The organism is Coleofasciculus sp. H7-1 (genome assembly GCF_057473865.1).
In genome coordinates this window covers 232,902-247,844 of record NZ_JBYCCT010000010.1, presented here as the reverse complement: position 1 = coordinate 247,844, position 14,943 = coordinate 232,902, and the positions used below count along the sequence as shown (strand labels likewise).

At 47.8% G+C, this 14,943-nt stretch carries 13 protein-coding genes and 1 pseudogene; 3 read left to right on the top strand and 11 right to left on the bottom strand.

Going from position 1 to position 14,943, the window contains the following annotated elements:
* A pseudogene (locus tag AC2VDX_RS03020) lies at nucleotides 1–101 on the top strand (IS1 family transposase); the annotation flags it as partial.
* A 493-nt stretch (nucleotides 102–594) separates the two neighbouring features.
* Nucleotides 595–888, top strand: coding sequence for a WGxxGxxG family protein (locus AC2VDX_RS03015; RefSeq protein ID WP_378178345.1), 294 nt, complete (start codon nucleotides 595–597; stop codon nucleotides 886–888).
* A 293-nt stretch (nucleotides 889–1,181) separates the two neighbouring features.
* On the opposite strand, the gene AC2VDX_RS03010 is transcribed toward AC2VDX_RS03015, so the two are convergent.
* The 6 genes from AC2VDX_RS03010 to AC2VDX_RS02985 all read right to left on the bottom strand — a co-directional run bounded on the left by AC2VDX_RS03010 (nucleotide 1,182) and on the right by AC2VDX_RS02985 (nucleotide 7,088).
* Entirely contained in the window at nucleotides 1,182–2,597 is a 1,416-nt protein-coding gene (locus tag AC2VDX_RS03010) for an IctB family putative bicarbonate transporter (RefSeq protein ID WP_378178342.1), read from the bottom strand.
* 154 nt (nucleotides 2,598–2,751) lie between these two features.
* Entirely contained in the window at nucleotides 2,752–4,356 is a 1,605-nt protein-coding gene (locus AC2VDX_RS03005; RefSeq protein WP_486928092.1) for a GAF domain-containing sensor histidine kinase, read from the bottom strand.
* A gap of 259 nt (nucleotides 4,357–4,615) precedes the next feature.
* A complete protein-coding gene (locus tag AC2VDX_RS03000) occupies nucleotides 4,616–4,927 on the bottom strand; it encodes a hypothetical protein (protein ID WP_378178335.1) in 312 nt (103 codons plus the stop codon).
* A 50-nt stretch (nucleotides 4,928–4,977) separates the two neighbouring features.
* Entirely contained in the window at nucleotides 4,978–5,700 is a 723-nt protein-coding gene (locus AC2VDX_RS02995; protein WP_378178332.1) for a GUN4 N-terminal ARM-like repeat domain-containing protein, read from the bottom strand.
* Between the two features lie 99 nt (nucleotides 5,701–5,799).
* Nucleotides 5,800–6,294, bottom strand: coding sequence for an adenylyltransferase/cytidyltransferase family protein (locus AC2VDX_RS02990; RefSeq protein WP_378178329.1), 495 nt, complete (start codon nucleotides 6,292–6,294; stop codon nucleotides 5,800–5,802).
* A 113-nt stretch (nucleotides 6,295–6,407) separates the two neighbouring features.
* Nucleotides 6,408–7,088 (bottom strand): response regulator transcription factor, encoded by a 681-nt coding sequence (locus tag AC2VDX_RS02985; protein WP_378178327.1) that lies wholly within the window; start codon nucleotides 7,086–7,088, stop codon nucleotides 6,408–6,410.
* A gap of 689 nt (nucleotides 7,089–7,777) precedes the next feature.
* On the opposite strand from AC2VDX_RS02985, the gene AC2VDX_RS02980 reads away from it, so the two are divergent.
* Nucleotides 7,778–9,205 carry an NADP-dependent isocitrate dehydrogenase gene (locus tag AC2VDX_RS02980; RefSeq protein ID WP_378178324.1) on the top strand — a complete coding sequence of 476 codons (1,428 nt, stop codon included), beginning with the start codon at nucleotides 7,778–7,780 and terminating at the stop codon, nucleotides 9,203–9,205.
* 51 nt (nucleotides 9,206–9,256) lie between these two features.
* Here AC2VDX_RS02980 and AC2VDX_RS02975 read toward each other — a convergent pair whose 3' ends face one another.
* The 5 genes from AC2VDX_RS02975 to AC2VDX_RS02955 all read right to left on the bottom strand — a co-directional run bounded on the left by AC2VDX_RS02975 (nucleotide 9,257) and on the right by AC2VDX_RS02955 (nucleotide 14,385).
* The gene (locus tag AC2VDX_RS02975; RefSeq protein ID WP_378178321.1) at nucleotides 9,257–10,459 is read right to left on the bottom strand and encodes a hypothetical protein; all 1,203 of its coding nucleotides are present in this window, start codon (nucleotides 10,457–10,459) and stop codon (nucleotides 9,257–9,259) included.
* Between the two features lie 602 nt (nucleotides 10,460–11,061).
* Nucleotides 11,062–12,225 (bottom strand): LptF/LptG family permease, encoded by a 1,164-nt coding sequence (locus tag AC2VDX_RS02970; protein ID WP_378178317.1) that lies wholly within the window; start codon nucleotides 12,223–12,225, stop codon nucleotides 11,062–11,064.
* A gap of 282 nt (nucleotides 12,226–12,507) precedes the next feature.
* Complete coding sequence (gene lptB, locus AC2VDX_RS02965) at nucleotides 12,508–13,236, bottom strand: LPS export ABC transporter ATP-binding protein (RefSeq protein WP_378178314.1); 729 nt, start codon at nucleotides 13,234–13,236, stop codon at nucleotides 12,508–12,510.
* Between the two features lie 102 nt (nucleotides 13,237–13,338).
* A complete protein-coding gene (locus AC2VDX_RS02960; RefSeq protein WP_190820239.1) occupies nucleotides 13,339–13,851 on the bottom strand; it encodes an LptA/OstA family protein in 513 nt (170 codons plus the stop codon).
* 132 nt (nucleotides 13,852–13,983) lie between these two features.
* Nucleotides 13,984–14,385, bottom strand: coding sequence for a DUF309 domain-containing protein (locus AC2VDX_RS02955; protein WP_378172771.1), 402 nt, complete (start codon nucleotides 14,383–14,385; stop codon nucleotides 13,984–13,986).
* Between the last annotated feature and the right edge of the window lie 558 nt (nucleotides 14,386–14,943).

Genomic DNA, 14,943 nt, shown 5'->3' with positions numbered 1-14,943 from the left:
GAAAAACGTTGTGTTACTCGAAGTCAGAAGAAATGCTGAAACACTCTATTAGATTGCTACTTCACTACTTGAAACACCAATCGATACCAGCATTTGCGTAATTCATACTTCATTCAGCAACGCCCAAGTGACAACTTAGAAGCAATTTCCGCGTTGCGGAAGCGATCGCGCAGTTGAGACAGCGATCGCGCAGTTGAAGAACATTTCTCAGAGTGAGCATTCTCGTCACCTCAGGGGTGCGTGCAAATATCCCTGGAGATAAAGCAAATCGTGGCTACGCCAATTCCCCTTCAGAAGAAGCAAGAGCTTTTATCAAACAAAGTCCAGATGGTGCGCGGACTTTAGAACCTTTGCTTTGCGTAAGTCCTGGTTGATTAGGAAGCTTATGATCGATCCCCAGCCTGAAAAAGTTAAGTTTGTTTCCGACGCTAAAAATTACCTAATTATAAAGAGTGAGAAAATGATGGAAAGACGAGACATTTTCTATCTCTATAGTTAGAGTCTAGAGGTTTTTAGTTTATAGCCGTAGGTTGATTCCGCTTTGGAGGGAAATCTATAAGTTTGTGAGTGAAGAACTGACAAGGAGCCTTTTTCATGAAACGATCTGATTTGTCCAAAGTTGTTGGGGCTGGCGTTCTCACCTTAAGCATGGCGATTCTGCCTTTGACTGTGCCTGCTTCAGCTCAGACCAACACTGATACGAATACAACGACAGACACCGCGCCTAGCCAAGACGTTAGAACCGTTGAGAGCGATCGCAATTTTGATTGGGGCTGGCTGGGCTTGCTGGGACTGCTTGGTTTAGCAGGCTTGGCGGGTCGCAAGCATGAAGAGCCAACCCGTTACCGCGACCCCGATCCAGTAAGTCGTACCGGCTACAAAGAGTAAAAGAACGGGTGGCGTACAGGGAAATTCCAGGCGCTGGGACAGGCAAAAGAAAGAGCGAAAAAATCTTTTCTTTGCCTTTTTGCTTTGGAAATTTTTTACACCTCTTTGGATTTGATGTAAATCAGAGTCAGAGTTCTTAGTGATTAGTCTCTAGTTATTGGTACAACTCCATCCACTCTGGAATGCCCTTTGGGTAAGAGTATGCGAGTCGTTGGTTTTTGCGATCGCATTGGGACGGAGTATGTGCCGCAAGAAGTCTAAAAACTAATCACTAATCAAACAGGGAAATCGGATTAACTGTGTTCCGTTAGCGTGTGCGGAGTGCGATCGCTCTGTGATGAGAAGGTGTAATAACTAGCAATCAACGCTACCATCATCCACCAGAGAGTATTCACTTCCGGTCTATACCAGACTGTATCTACCAAACCATGTCCCAATAGACCAAATATCGTAGCGATCGCTCCTATCAGCCAAAAACCCTCACGCTTGCCCAATTGCCGCAAACGATTCAGCTGTAGCCATCCTTGGTTAAAGGTGACAATCAGCAACCACATAAAGCAGCAAAATCCAATCAAGCCAGTTTCTACAGCCAATTCCAGAAAAATTGAATAGGCACTCAAGGCAGTATAGCGGGGGCGCTGATAAAGGGGATAAACTTTGTTAAAAGCCTCGTTGCCAGGGCCAATTCCCAAAATCGGGCGATCGCGGATCATCTCAACCACCGCCTCCCAAACATTGACCCGGAAATTGTTACTGCTATCCTTGCGACTGACAAAAATACTAAAAACGCGATCGCGTACTGGTTCCACAAATAGGATCGCCACCGCTAGCACTAGCGCCAAACCTCCTAAGAGAATCGGCAGCGACCAAGTGCGCCAGAAAGTAGGCAGATGCTCGCTGATCCAGTAAAGCAGCATCAGCGAAAATGCGAAAAGCAAAAGTATAAAGCCAATCCAGCCGCCACGACTGAACGTGAGAATCAAACAGGCAGAATTGACCGAAAACATTGTCAGCGCTAAGGCTTTACGACCCCAGCCGCGCCAAGCAAAAATAGCAGCTAGCGAGAAAGCGATCGCAGGCAAAAGATAAGCCGCGAGTAAATTGGGATTACCCAGATAGCTATAAACTCGCGTAGTTTTAGACAAGGGAGACGTTGGATCTGTCCAAGTTGCCAGTGCCGCCGCCCCAAAAAACCATTGTCGCAGCCCGTAGACACTAACAATCAGCGCGATGTGGAGATACACCGCGATCAGTATAGAACGCAGTCGGGGCGATCGCAGCACCCGCGCCATTAGCGCAAAAAATAGCAAATACAGCGTTAGCTTGCCCCAGCCCTTCAAAGCAGCCATCTTCACTGGCGACAGAGCCGTTGCTACAGTAGCAATGCCCCAGTACAGCAACACCAACCAGTGAATTGGAGTAACTTTAGGCGCTTCGCCCGGTACATAACCCGCCTCATCCGAGAGAGTCAGCAGTATCCAAAAGCCAGCGCAGGCAGCTAACAACACGCCAACCAGAGCCGTTGACACGAAAGGAGCCAAAGCAAACACTAAAGCCACCAACAAAGCTCCCAACGGCTCCGCCCACTGCACGCAGACGCTACTCTGCCGCCAGCTTCGCAAGCTACCGACCAACCGATGCAAATAGCTTGCACTTTGCCACTGATACAGCGGCAAACTGGACAAGGTAAATTGTTGCCAAACAGTCATGTGATGGGTCAGGGGTGATTGATTATGGGTGATTGGTATTGGTCATAAGTCATTGGTCATTGTTCATTGAAGTTGCTATGAACAATGAACGATTAGCCCTTTCCCATGACCGATTATCAATTACCCAAGTACATAGTTTATAGTCTCTAGTCCGTCAATCATCACCAATTGTTTCCACCGCATCCACCTGTGGCAAGCTGACCACATAGCGATATCCCGCCTCTGGAGAGCCTTGAACACAAATCTGCCCGCCATGAATTTCTGCCAATAAACAGCTCAGCAACAGCCCCAAACTTTCACGAGAGCCATTGCCGACCGATAAATGGGACAACCCTTCCGGGACGGCAGAATTACTGGCACGAGAGCCATTCAGCAGCAATTGATTCGTTGACGTGAGGGACGGCAACGGCACGGAGCATGGCTCTTGAATGTAAGCAACGCTGGCTTCTGAGAGGGCTGGTTCTGAGTGATGATTCGGCGACATATCAGATTGGGCATAAAACTCAATCTGAGGTAGACCATCTCCCAACCAGGGGTGAGAAACCCAGACCGCAATATTCAGCTTTTCGATTTTGCGAGAGACATGAATGCGAACCACGCCCCCTGCATTACCTGAGTTAATTAGATTAAAAATCAGGTAGTAAAGAATTTGCCGCACTTTATCCTTGTCAAGCAACCAGATGCGCTTTCCAGGTTCTACAGATAGACGAATTTGTTGCTGCCGCCCAGACGCAATCTGTTGCAGGTTATTAATCGCCTGTTGACACAGCATTTCGATGTCCACAGACGTAAAATCGAGTTTTTGGGTAAACTCATCCAACCCTCCCAGAGACAAAATTTCATCAACCAGCGAAACTAAGTGCTGACCGCTGTTGTGGATAATCTCCAGGTATTCCTTCTGCTTGGTCGTTAATGGCCCATAAACTTCGCGTCCCAAAACACTTGCCATCCCCATAATTGAAGTCAACGGAGTCCGCAGTTCCTGTGACAGATGGGATAGCAGTTTGACTTTAACAGAGCTAGTCGCAGAGGGGCTAGGGGTTGAACGGGTCAAAGACAACACTTCACCCGCATTGCCGTTAGTCGAGGCGGCATTGTATTCGACATTTTTTCCCAGTCCCGACTGCCCGTTAGACGACGACTTAGCAAACCAGTAACCGGAGTTGGTACGCTCTAGAGACCCCAATTGTCGCGTTTCTAAAAACAGACGGTTTCTCTCAAATTCACTCAGACTCCAGCGAGCCATGAGTTCCAAAAAGTCAATATCTTTGCTGGTAAAGTTACGAGGCACTAAATCCATGACTGCCAGGGTGCCCAGACAAATCCCAGTAGCTGATAGCAGCGGTGCCCCTAGATAGGCACGGATGCCGTAGTGCTGCACAAGAGCAGTTTCAGCAAAAGCTCGATTTGTTAGCGTATCGCCAGCAATCAAAACTTGATGACTATCGACCACATAAGCGCACAAAGATTGATGGCGTGGGAGTTGCCGGGACGTGGCGAGATCGTTCATCAACCCTAATCGTGATAAACCCACAGATGCTTTGATCCGCTGCTTGTCTTGAGCCATTAAACTTAAAATGCAAATCGGCGCTTCCAAAAATCGGGCTGCGGTTTGAGTAGCTTCCTCGAACACGGGAACCATCTCTGCTTCAAGTAGACCCAATTCTCCCAAAGCAGTGAACCTTTGTTGTTCTCGTGCTGCCGGTGTCAAACCATCCAAACGACAAAAAAGTCTGCTTTCTGGGGCTGCCATTACCATCCCTACTCCCATACGCTTTGCTTGTATGACTTATTTAATATCTCGCTACACTTAGCGTTCCCGAAGAATGCCTCTAACAAACACGTTAAGCAGAGAGTTTTGCTTTTCGGTTAAAAAAGGACTGAGGCTGAATGACACTGACTTAAGCGAAATTGACTTCTATCGTAGGTTACACCACAAGAAGAGCGGGAGTTCTCCCGCCCTGGCGACGTGGTGTTTGAGGTCACGTAGGCGCGTTCATGCCGTAAGGCTTTAGCCTTCAAGTGAGAGTAACCCAACCTAGAAGTCTTAAGTCACGGTGATTCAACTGAGGACAGGACTTACGCAACATCACCACATAGTAAGGGCAACCACAGGGGGATTGAACCCGAAAAAACTCTATACAGCGTTTTCTTTCTGGATGAGGTACAGTCAAGCTTCCAAAATCAAAGGTTTTAGGCGATCCTCGTACCTCACTAGCTTCAAAAGTGCTGTATGTATAAGCTTTGCGTAAGTCCTGTGAGGAGTCAGGATGGAAAACAAGAGTGAAAAGTGGAGTCGTTTCTGCTGGCAAGAGGCTTTCTTGCTTCACTCACTCATCACTCTTGTTCACTGAGTCCTGAGTCCTGAGTCCTGAAGTTTTCAACTTGACCAGGCGGGATGAGATAACAAGGAGGCAATCACTCGGACGCCCCGCAGCTGATTTGAGAGAGGCAGATGACCCCTAGGGGCACTGAGATCCCAGGTAAACTCGTTGGGGTATCGAGTCCAGTTGTTGCCGCTCTTCCAGCCAATTTTGGGCCAGAACTTTAAGAAGTCTTTGCCGACATTCAGCCAGATTTCCCGCTGCACGGAAAAACCGAATTTACCCTCCGAGTGTAGGAACCACAGGCTATTAATGGTTTGTAAATCGGGAATGGGGAAGTTTTCTACCTCTGTAAAGTACAACCATTTTCTCTGTACAGCCTGAGTCCCTGCCAATTCACAGAGCTTTTGCAAGGTTAGGCGGTCAGCGGCAAGAAAGTCCTGTTGCAAGAGCAGGTGTTGCAGGGAACTGTAGTCAATGCCGCGTTCTGAGTGTAAGGGGATAATGCCGGAGGGGAAATGGGTTTGGAGAAATTCAGTTGCAGCTGGAAAGTTGGCGTTGTAGAGGGTCTGGTAGGCTTTAGCTGTAACTAAATTGGTAGGAGTTGACTGGCTGTTCAGTAAAAATTCCATGAGTACCTCCAAACCGGAATTACCCGCTTTTAGAAGTTCTGGGAGGAGTTGTAGTTGCGTTTTTTCAGAACCCGACTCAAACTTGCAGCGTAGGTCGGTGAGGTATTGGCTGGTGTGTGGTAGGTCGGCAGTCGTTTGGTCTGTCATGAAGCAAGTCATTTCAGGTTGCTGTTAGTTATTAGTCATTAGTCATTAGTCTCTAGTCTTTAGTCTGTAGCCAATGACTAATGACTTTTGACAAATGCGCTAATCACTTGAGTGCAGGATGCGGTCAATCATCGCTGTGGTTGAGGTGGGAATTTCCACTTTGACCAATTCAATCTGACCTCCGTATGCCTGAACGGCAGGTTTTTCAGGCAGGGTTTCCAAGCTGTAGTCGCCTCCTTTGACATAAATATCGGGCTTGAGTGCTTCAATTAAGCCAGTGGCGGTCAATGAGTGGAAAATCACGACTCCATCCACAGGCTTAAGGGCGGCGAGAATTTCAGCCCGCTGCTGCTCAGGCACGATAGGTCGGGAAGGCAATCCCTGCCGATGGGGCTTGATGGCACGGACGGACTGATCACTATTTAACCCCACGACGAGCGATCGCCCCAAGGACTTTGCTACCTGTAAATATCGAACATGACCTGTATGGAGTAAATCAAAGCAGCCATTGGTAAACACTAGCGGTCGCCATCGACTGGGATCTGCCGCGATCGCTTGACTTAATTCATTTAATGTGTATATACCTGAAATCATGGCTAATGAGAGTTTTGAGTTATCAGAAATTTTTTAATTCAAAATTCAGAGGCGATCGCTGGCGTCTCTACAACTTAAAATTTATGACCAATTACCAATTACTGCTTCATCCCTCACTGCTCTTCATGGGTGGGAGGTCGGTATCCGTGTTCAAAGGCAAAGCGAACCAGTTGAGAGCGATTCTCTAGTTCCAGCTTACTGAGGATGTTACTGAGATGGGTCTGAACGGTGCGCGGACTGATAAACAAGCGATCGCTAATTTGTTTATTGGTAAATCCCTGAATCACCTCCCAAAAAACTCTTTGTTCTGCTGGTGTTAACGGAAGTGGCTCGCAGGTGGCAGAACCCAAAGCTCCGATTGCTGTCGCTGCGGTGGAACTGGCTGCCATCTGCTGCATCAACCGTACCATTTCCGCATGGATGCGGCGCGATCGCTCTAGCTGAGCTTCAATTTTTGCGACTAATTCCCTCGGATCGAAGGGTTTGGTCAGATAATCATCTGCTCCTATCGTGTGACCTTGAATTCGGTCTTCTAGCTCTCCTTTGCCTGACAAAAAGATAAACGGTACCAATTGTCCTATAGGAGTTGCTCGCAGGCGTCGGCAGAATTCCAAACCGTCCATCTCCGGCATCATCACATCGCTCACCACCAGATCCGGTGGAGCTTGTTCAAAAGAGATTAATGCCTCCATACCAGAACTTACATCCTGAACCAGATACCCCTGGTTTTGCAGGTAGCGTGTCAAGACAGTTCGCAGGGTTCTATCATCATCAACGAGCAAAATTTTTTTCATCGTTACTCTAGAGCGCCTTTAAGGGGCCATATCAGCCTAGGTCTGCAAACTGAATCCATCCCGCTTTGATGTGAGTTGAGGTTTTTGCGAAAAGGACAGAGGCGGCTTGTGCAGCATATCTCTTTTTTAGATCAGCTTGACACGATCTGGCAGCGTCAGGAATGTCTCAGCCAGTAGTAGTTGAGACAGAAGTACTAAAAACCAGCGATCGCTCTCTATTTACTTTATTATCAGCATAAAGGCTGATGACAAAATGCGCTCAGGGTTGTTCAAAAAATTAGTCGTTCAACCTATTCTAGTAGAGCCGCTTGCCTAGTCTCTTGCCTAGTCTCTTGCCTAGATAGATGACAAAGTTTTGATTTGAAGCGCTAATTCCTTCATCCCAGTAGCACTTCTAGAGACTACGATTAGGTCTATAATCCTTTTTTGCTCTCCTTGTGACGCGGTTTAAATTTTTGCAGCTACCCCTTGGTAGAAACCCGATTAATCGCGTTCTACCATTTAAAATCCAAAATGAGATAACAGCCTCCCAGCGCCCCTGCCTCAGCTTGAATGATTTGTGGACATCATGGCAATCAAACCGCCTAAACTGCAAAAAAGCTTAACTGAAACTTTTGCGAATCAGCCGATTTGGTAGTCTTCCTGTCAAAATATTGTCTGGCTCAGACTAGATCCAACAAGAGTGCAATATGTACAAAAAAATCACTCCTCCTGACATGGGCGAACGTATCATCTTCAAAGATGGCGAACCCATTGTTCCAGACAACCCGATCGTTCCTTTCATTCGCGGAGACGGCACGGGCATCGACCTCTGGCCCGCCGCCCAGAAGGTCTTTGATGCCGCTGTCCAAGCTGCCTATGGTGGCAAGCGACAAATCAGCTGGTTCAAAATCTACGCCGGGGATGAAGCCTGCGAGAAGTACGGCACCTACCAATATTTGCCCCAAGATACCCTAGACGCAATTAAAGAATACGGCATTGGCATCAAAGGGCCGCTAACAACCCCGATTGGGGGCGGTATCCGGTCGCTGAATGTGGCACTGCGTCAGATTTTTGACCTTTACTCCTGTGTCCGCCCCTGCAAGTATTACCCAGGCACCCCCTCTCCCCACAAAAGCCCAGAGAAACTCGATGTCATCATCTATCGAGAAAACACAGAAGACATCTACCTGGGAATTGAGTGGCGTCAAGGCAGCGAAATTGCCAACAAATTGATTGACCTACTCAATAATGAGCTAATTCCAGCGACGCCAGAACACGGCAAAAAGCAAATTCCCCTAGACTCTGGAATCGGCATCAAGCCAATTAGTAAGACGGGTTCCCAGCGTTTAGTGCGCCGTGCCATCAAGAATGCCCTGCGGCTACCCAAGCGTAAACAGATGGTGACGCTGGTGCATAAGGGCAACATCATGAAGTACACCGAAGGCGCTTTCCGCGATTGGGGTTACGAAGTAGCGATCGCCGAGTTTCGCGCCGAGTGCGTTACAGAACGAGAATCGTGGATTTTGGACAACAAAGCCCGCAATCCAGAGATTACCTTGGAAGAAAACGCCCGTCAGATTGAGCCTGGGTACGACGCCCTTACGGCAGAGAAAAAAGCCCAAATCACCCGTGAAGTTGAAGATGTTCTCAACGCCATCTGGGAAACCCACGGCAACGGTCAGTGGAAAGACAAGGTGATGGTGAACGATCGAATTGCCGACAGCATTTTCCAACAGATTCAGACTCGACCGGATGAATATTCCATCCTGGCTACGATGAACCTGAATGGCGATTATTTGTCAGATGCAGCGGCAGCGATTGTCGGTGGACTGGGGATGGGGCCAGGAGCTAATATTGGCGATCGATGCGCCATCTTTGAAGCGACTCACGGCACCGCACCTAAGCACGCTGGACTCGATCGGGTAAACCCCGGTTCTGTCATTTTGTCAGGCGTGATGATGTTGGAATTTATGGGCTGGCAGGAGGCAGCTGACTTGATTAAGCATGGCATCGGTCAGGCGATCTCTAACGGCGAAGTCACCTATGATTTGGCTCGACTCATGGAACCGCCGGTGGAGCCTTTGAAATGCTCGGAATTCGCCTCCGCCATCATCAAACACTTCCAAAGTAATTAGCTGTTGAGCGATTAGCAATTAGCTCGCCAACCAACAGCTAATTGCTAACAGCTATGGATTTGAGAAAGTATTAATCTGACCCCCACCAATGTAGCGCCCTGGAATGGGACGAGGAGCCGTAAAGTTAGGCTGGCTCAGCTGCCTGGGTTGCGATCCTGAATTACCAAAATTGGAATTCAAGCCGGAGTTGGTATTTAACCTGCTTCCTTGTCTGGGCTGCCCAAATGAGGATTGCCCGTAATTACCAAAATTACTGGTTGGTATCGGTACCACTGGTGGTGCTATCTGCGGTACCACTGGCGGTGCTATTTGCGGTGCAACCACTGTCCCAGTGGGTGCTGCTACGGGAGGCAGCGCCTGGGGTTGGGTTAAATAGGTGTAAGAATTCGGTGTGGAAGAACCCTGAGTAGCGTTGCTAGTTGTGGTTGAGGGAGTGCTATAGCTTGTAGTGTTGGCTAGGGCACTCGGTGGCGGTGGTGCCATTTGCCCAAGGGATGTGGAATTGGGAAGCGCCTGTTTAGACGTACTTGCCGGTGGCGATGCATTTGCCGCTTGGTTTGCCGAATTTTGATTCAACGCTTGTTGCAGGGGGCTGACTGGCAGCGCGTTTTGGTTCTGGTTGGTTAGGTTGGGCACGCCTAAGCCCAGATTTGGCGTGGAGGTTGCTGTTGTTGTAGGGCTTGCCGCCTGTTGGTTGGTGGGTGTCAATCCCAAAAATGTCCCAGTATTGGGCTGGGAGCCAGCATTTAATCCAGTATTTAATAAATCTTGTGCCGATGTCAAAAAAGGATTATTCAAGCTTTGCGGAGCTTTGGGGATTCCGGCGATCGCTTGAGGCTGAGCCGTCGATTCTGTATTAGAGGCAGTAGCTGGGTTGCGAGTCAGTTGCTCAAATAAACCCTCTGGCTGGGTGGGATCTTGAGCTTTCTCCTTTCCAGTCTTGCCAGCGCCTTGATTAGTGCTGCGATTAAATTCTTGCATCAGCGCGGGCAAGTTATCTATATCAGCGCCAATCGCACTGCTTTCTTGAGAAAGGGTTGGGTCATCCGAGGGATTATCTGCGGAATCGACTTGCCCCTCCGTTTCTCCATCTACAAGGCTGTTAAGCCACTCTGGGTGTACCCAGTACTCCCATACCCCTAGCACCATCATCACCAGTGCGATCGCAGATCCCCAAAACGCAGGGCGCGTGAATGTCCGTAACCGTGCTTTGAGATAGCGGATGGAGGCTGGGACTTGTTTGGAAGATGACATAGCTGTAGTGCAGCTCGACTTGCACAAGGGATTGTAAGTCGATCTTATACGCTATTGCATTAAACAGGAACTGTCTTGATATACAGTTTGTTAAAAGATTCCCTTCACTTGTGTAAAGTTTTACCTAAGCTTCGAGTTTCCTAAAGTTTAAAGTTAGGAAACTAGAAAGGTGGCGATCGCGAGAGCGAGCATTAGTCACTGGAAGCGAAAAAACAACTAACTGAGGGGCAGGAAACTGGTCATTGGTGTCAACTTAAGATTGGCTTGGCGGTTGAAACCACAGCTATACAGACAAAACTGCCTTCTCCGGTTTAAAACTCATGATTTTTCGCTCTTTCCGCGTCAGGCGGACTTAGTTTGTTTAGCCGCGACTTCCAGTCGCCAGGGCTTAAGTTGATACTAATGGGAACTGGTATGCTACCAAGAACGGGCGGGTTTATAGATATGCTTACGCCATCTGCAACTTTTTCTTAGCCCCCAATAAATTGGGGAGAGAAAAACAGAAACTTGCACAAAGCGTTATGCTTAGCTATTTATTTAGCTATTTATAAATATCTTGGTAAAGAGCCGCCCCTACACGAACGATTGACACATCTTAAAGTTTAACGGGCAGCTCGAAACAGGAACCATGTCCCCGCTCCCAATCCAAATAGATTCGGTAACCAAGCAGCAATCACCGGAGAGAGGAAGTTACTTAGTCCCAGAGCATCAGCAACGGACATTAACAAATAGTAAGCAAAAATTACGATTACGCTAATCCCAAAACCAGTCGCTTTACTGGTGCGAGTCGGTCTATTTGCTAAAGCGGCACCCACGATACCAAACACCACACAAGCAAACGGTAAAGCTATTTTTTGGTGAATGCGGATTAGAAGCTTGCGAATTTTCTGCTGATTGCCACTGAGGCGTTCTAATTCCAGACGTTCTCTGGCTTGTGCAAGATTCATCTCGCCATAGTCACGCCCAGAATTTGCCAAATCCAAGGCGGTACGAGGCAGCTGCAACTGTTGGTGTTCAAACTTCAAAATATTGCGGTAGGAAGCATCTGGAGAGATTAAATAAATAGTGCCTTTGAAAAAATCCCAGGTATTTTGTCCTGGGTTCCAAGCAGCAGATTGTGACGTGACAATTTGATTGAGTCCCTCCTGAGACCAATCTAAAATCGTCAATCCTTCCATCTTTTGACCGTCAAACTTTTCTGCATAGAACAGGCGTTTTAGCACTTGCTCTTTTTCGCCATTGGGTAGCTTGACTTTCGTATATTCTGGATAGAAAATATTGCGTTCTTGGAAAGACGGCTTTTCTTTATTTAGAGCTTTATCTAGGCTAACTTTAGCTTGATAGTTAGCAGCGGGTACTACATACTCATTAAACGTAAATGCGATGCCAGTCACAACAAAACTCAGGGCGATCGCTGGTAGCACCAGTCGATAAATACTCACCCCGCAGCTACGGAGGGCAACCAATTCACTGTCAGCGGAGAGACGACTATAGGTTAATAAGGCAGCCAGTAGCACTGAGGCGGGAAAGGCATACGCCATAAACTGTGGCAGACTTAACAGCAGGACTTTCAAAACTAGCGATGCTGGTAGACCTACATCCACAGTCCTTCGCATCAGGTCAAATAAGCTGCCAATCGTTACCCCGATGGAAGAAAAGAATCCCATGCCAAATAGGAAAGGCGCGACTAGTTCGGTGACAATATAGCGATCCATCACCGAGACTGTCGAAATCAGGGGGTAGAGCGGATTGAAAGATTTGGTCATTGGTCAAGGATGGATGGGTAATGGGTAATGGGTAATGGGTAATTGGGGGAAAGTTTTAAGTTGTAAAAGACTTGCGGTTGTCGCGTCTGAATTTTGAATCTTCAAACGTTGATTCCCCTAGCCCCCGATAAATTGGGGGGAACCTCTAAAGCCCCCAATTTATCGGGGGTTGGGGGATCTTTTCTGCGTAAGTCCTGTTCAAGACTTTCTTTTGACTCAAAATTCAATGCTTCTCACTCATCACTCTTGGATTACCAATTCCTGATTACCGATTACCCAAGACTATCTTTGGAAGTCATCTCCTAAGTAATACTGTCGCACTAAGGGGTTATTGTAGAGTTCTTCAGCGTTGCCAGAGGCGAGGATTTGTCCGTCGCGCATGATGTAGGCTCGATCGGTGATGGCGAGGGTTTCGCGGACGTTGTGATCGGTGATCAAGATGCCCATGTAGCGATCGCGCAGTCCGGCAATAATTTTTTGAATCTCCGATACAGCAATCGGATCGACACCGGCAAACGGCTCATCCAATAGCAAAAATTTTGGTCCTTCTCGCCCCGATGCTAAGGATCTCGCCAACTCGGTGCGCCGACGTTCTCCCCCAGACACCCGAATCCCCAGCGTATTTGCTACTTTTTCTAGCCGAAACTCTTGTAGCAAGGTATCTAGACGGTTTTGCCACTCGCGGCGAGGCACACCCGTTTGTTCCAGCACCAGGAGAATATTGTCTTGGACGGTGAGGTTGCGGAAAATACTGGCTTCCTGGGCAAGATAGCCAATGCCTAAATGCGCTCGTTTGTGGATGGGTAAGGTAGTGATGTCCTGCTCATTCAGCCAAACCGTGCCCTGATCGGGTTTTTCTAAGCCGGTTGCAATGTAAAAGGTAGTCGTTTTCCCGGCACCGTTGGGACCGAGTAGCCCCACGACTTCCCCTTGCGCCACTGAAAGGTTGACGCGATTGACGATCGCACGTTTGCCGTAAGACTTGTGGATATTCTCCAGTACGATTTTCATTGAGAAATAGCTGATTGTTCATTGCTGATGGCTAACTGCTAATTATTAAAAGCTATTAGCGATTAGCCATTAGCGATTCGCTATTAGCCATGTGACAAATGGCTAGCGACTATTCGGCGTTTTGAAGGCTGGCTTAGGATTGACGGCGGGAGCCGGTGGCGCTACGGATGTAGTTGGAGAATTTGGATCGGCGACCAGATAAACTGATTCTACCTGCCGATTGGACTGAGGCAGGGCAACAAAGCGTCCTTCATCGATCAGATAGGTGATTGTCTCGCCTCGGAGACTATTGCCTTGTTGCAGGACGTAGACGTTACCACTCAGAACGATGCGGCGCTCTTTGCTGAAATACTGCGCTTGGGCAGCAGTTGCCTGAATCTGCCGCGAGGGGTAATACATTTGCACATTGCCACGAGCTGTTACCACGCCTGTTTTTGAGTTGGCTTCTTGCACATCAGAACGGACGGTGAGGGCGCGTCCATCATCGGCGGTTTGGGCTTGGGCAGTTTGGATTTGGGTGGGGATAGCGATCGCTCCCGCTAAAACAGCTGGAAGCATCAGCACTAATCCCAGGCGACGCATTAGACTTTGATTAAATTGAAATGAGGACATCATGGGTCGTGCGGAGACATCAAAGACGGTGATCGGCTCTTGTGCCTAGTTTACTCTTTCTAAAGGATCGATCCAGAACAAATCCAGCGATAACCAGGCACAACAATCCCGACGTTTCTAAGTATTGAGAAGTTTCTAAGCCTCTACTCGCACTATTTTTGGCAACTGTGAGGCATTATCGTCTTGTTGCATCTGCTCCACAAAATCAGCCACGTTTTCTGCCCCAGCTTGTTGTAGTACCATTAACAGTTCGGCACTCTGTTCGCGCAGTTCGGTGACATCAATTCCACTGTAAGCAGGTTCGTAAGCCTCCAAGCGGCGGATTCCCTCCCCCAATAAAATAACTGCACCCCGCCAGTTGAGATTGCCTAGGTGATAACACCCAACGGCAATTTGCAGCACTCCCTGATAAAACCTTTTTTCCGGCTCGCTGGCTTCCATCCACAGAGCCTCTAAGGTGTCGTGGCAGGCGTAAAACTCGCGCTGATTAAACTCTTCGATCCCTTGCCAAAATTCAGATGGGGTTTCTTCAGTCATTACGTATTTCTTGAGCTTGAGATTGTTTGCGATCGCTCCCTGAAATACATCTTGAGCCAAAAACAATAGTGTCTACCGTAGGACTTAATAGCCGGGGATGACTGGATTGGTTAATTCTGAGGGGTAAGTAAGCACACTGATGACTGACCCGACTGTCTTGACTTTGACAGCAGCTGTCTTGATGGCGATCGCCTATGGCAGTTACTTGTTCAATTGCTCTTTGTGTTGAATTTCATTCCTATAAAGTAGCAAAGAGCGTTTTGCCTAAGTAGAAATTCCGTATCCTACTTAACCATACTAGAAATTTATGAACCCTAGATAAAGTTTTGGCAAAGTTTCTGTGAAGTTCACCTAATTGCCTCAAAAAGCTTATATCTTCTTATAAAGAGAAATAGGTATTTGGAATGTTGTCTAGTGCCTTGCACTATAACTTTCGATAGAGATTCAGCAGATTTACATCCAAATTTGGAGCTATTGCGTAATTAAGCTAAGAGTTTTGAAGCCGAGCCAAACCACTACCAGCCACTGTTAAATCTACTACAAACATCTACCTAAATA

Excerpts from the sequence above, each read along its gene's own strand:
- AC2VDX_RS03015 (WP_378178345.1), top strand. The coding sequence starts at position 595 with ATGAAACGATCTGATTTGTCCAAAGTTGTTGGGGCTGGCGTTCTCACC.
- AC2VDX_RS03010 (WP_378178342.1), bottom strand. The coding sequence starts at position 2,597 with ATGACTGTTTGGCAACAATTTACCTTGTCCAGTTTGCCGCTGTATCAG.
- AC2VDX_RS03005 (WP_486928092.1), bottom strand. The coding sequence starts at position 4,356 with ATGGTAATGGCAGCCCCAGAAAGCAGACTTTTTTGTCGTTTGGATGGT.
- AC2VDX_RS02995 (WP_378178332.1), bottom strand. The coding sequence starts at position 5,700 with ATGACAGACCAAACGACTGCCGACCTACCACACACCAGCCAATACCTC.
- AC2VDX_RS02990 (WP_378178329.1), bottom strand. The coding sequence starts at position 6,294 with ATGATTTCAGGTATATACACATTAAATGAATTAAGTCAAGCGATCGCG.
- AC2VDX_RS02985 (WP_378178327.1), bottom strand. The coding sequence starts at position 7,088 with ATGAAAAAAATTTTGCTCGTTGATGATGATAGAACCCTGCGAACTGTC.
- AC2VDX_RS02980 (WP_378178324.1), top strand. The coding sequence starts at position 7,778 with ATGTACAAAAAAATCACTCCTCCTGACATGGGCGAACGTATCATCTTC.
- AC2VDX_RS02975 (WP_378178321.1), bottom strand. The coding sequence starts at position 10,459 with ATGTCATCTTCCAAACAAGTCCCAGCCTCCATCCGCTATCTCAAAGCA.
- AC2VDX_RS02970 (WP_378178317.1), bottom strand. The coding sequence starts at position 12,225 with ATGACCAAATCTTTCAATCCGCTCTACCCCCTGATTTCGACAGTCTCG.
- lptB (WP_378178314.1), bottom strand. The coding sequence starts at position 13,236 with ATGAAAATCGTACTGGAGAATATCCACAAGTCTTACGGCAAACGTGCG.
- AC2VDX_RS02960 (WP_190820239.1), bottom strand. The coding sequence starts at position 13,851 with ATGATGTCCTCATTTCAATTTAATCAAAGTCTAATGCGTCGCCTGGGA.
- AC2VDX_RS02955 (WP_378172771.1), bottom strand. The coding sequence starts at position 14,385 with ATGACTGAAGAAACCCCATCTGAATTTTGGCAAGGGATCGAAGAGTTT.